General features: G+C 58.3%; 2 protein-coding genes. One reads left to right on the top strand and one right to left on the bottom strand.

Annotation, left to right across the window (positions count from 1 at the left end; genetic code table 11):
* Positions 1–246 (bottom strand): hypothetical protein (locus tag NTZ26_15730; GenBank protein ID MCX6561945.1); only part of this gene is annotated, 246 nt, incomplete at its 3' end.
* A gap of 238 nt (positions 247–484) precedes the next feature.
* Between NTZ26_15730 and lptD the strand changes: the two genes are divergently transcribed.
* The coding region (gene lptD / locus NTZ26_15725) for an LPS assembly protein LptD (protein MCX6561944.1) at positions 485–1,855 on the top strand (1,371 nt) is incomplete at its 3' end.

Genomic DNA, 1,855 nt, shown 5'->3' with positions numbered 1-1,855 from the left:
GTCGAGCGTCTTGGCGTGCGTTCCCATCATGACATCGATCCGGTTCAGGCCGTTCATCCCGGCCCGAAAGGTCTGTCCGATCGCGAAATCGGCCTTGAAATCCAGGCTTGGCCGCGTGTTGGGGTAAACTTCCAGGTCCATGGTGTCGTAGTGTCGGATGAAGAGCAGATAGACCTGCAGGACGAGAAACACCGCGGCCAGGACGATTCCCCGCCGCCCCTCCTTCGTGTCGAGCTTCAGCCGCATCCTGGGGCTCATTTTATCCAATTTCGAGTTTAAATGCACATCCTGAAATGGGGTACAGTATACGTAAATCCCGATTTATTATGCTTACAAACAGTGACGGATGGTTTGGGCTTGGCGAGCGCAATCGGATACTCTCAAAATAAATAGGGATTTACGTATACTGTACCCCTATTTTATCGCGTTTTGACTCGGTCGAGGGGTCGATGCCATAATAGAAGGCGGGTGAAATCTGAATTCCATGATCATTCCAACGCGCTTATCAGCCCGACGCATCGGCGTCGTCCCGGCGTTCCTCATCTTGCTCTGTCTCTGCGCCACCCGGCTTCCCGCCCAAGAGAAGGCCGCCAGCGAGCTGAAGGCCTCGGGCGCGCGCATCCAGGCGGACAAGATCGATCAGAAAGGCGATATCGTCTCGGCCTGGGGCCGGGTCCGCGTCTTCTATGGCGACCTGATCCTCCTGGCCAACCATGTGGACATCAACACCGCGACCAAGGACGCCCTGGCCGATGGGCAGGTCTCTCTCAGGCTGCCCAAGGAGGTCCTCACCGCCGAGACGATGATGGTCAACTTGGACACGGCCTTGGGGAGTATGCAGGGCGCTTTCGGCCTGCTTCAACCGTCCTTGTATTTTTCCTCCGAGCGCATGGAGCGCGAGAGCGAAGTGATCTACAAGATGGGGCGCAGCCGGTTTACGACTTGTTCCCAAGCCGTTCCGCGCTGGAGCGTCTCCTGCGCCAAGGCCACCATGAGGAAGGACGATTACCTCGAGATGTGGGGCGTGACCTTCTCGGTCAAGAAGGTTCCTGTCTTCTACCTGCCCTACATGAAATACCCGCTGGCCCAGGAGCGGGCGACAGGCTTCCTTTTCCCCCAGATCGGCTTTTCCGGGGTCAAAGGCTTCTCCCTTTCCCAGAGCTTTTATTGGGCCATCGCCCGCAACCAGGACGCCACGTTCTCTCTGGACTACTACGGGGCCAAGGGCATGGGCGGCGGCCTGGAATACAGATACATCTTCGGGTCGCCCGACAAGGCTGGAGCCGCGGGGCTCTTCGGCGGCGAAGCCAGGGTGTACTACTTCGCCTTCAGGACCGAAGAGGACGGGACCAAGCGGGACGACGCCTACCTCGTGCGCTGGAACCATAACCAGACCCTTCCCGGCGGGTTCATCCTGACCGCCGCCGTCAACTACCAGACCTCGTTCGACTTTCTGCGCGAGTTCGACAACGACTTCAAGCGGGCCGTGATCTTCAACCGCAGCTCTCAAGTCTATCTGTCCCGCACTTGGGGCGGCTTGAGCCTCAGCGCCCGCGCCTCCCAGTTCGAGACCAACTTCCAGGGTGTCAACAACGCCATCGTCTCCCGATCTCTGCCGCAGATCAGCCTGAGCTTGTCCCGAACCAAGATTCTCGGCCCGCTGGGCTTTTCCATGTCCGCCGGTTATAACAATTGGGAGTACGGCTGGCAGTCGCAGTTCGACACCGGAACGCAGTTGAAGAACAAGACGATTACTTTCTTTCCGTCCCTTTCCGTTCCCTGGGCGTCCATACCCTGGCTGACTGCGAACGCCTCCATTTCGGGCAACCTACAATACTTCTTTCTCAGCAAAGAC

The organism is Candidatus Aminicenantes bacterium (genome assembly GCA_026393855.1).
GTDB lineage: Bacteria > Acidobacteriota > Aminicenantia > Aminicenantales > UBA4085 > UBA4085.
Note: the sequence above shows the minus strand (reverse complement) of the source record. Positions and strands in the feature narration are given on the sequence as shown.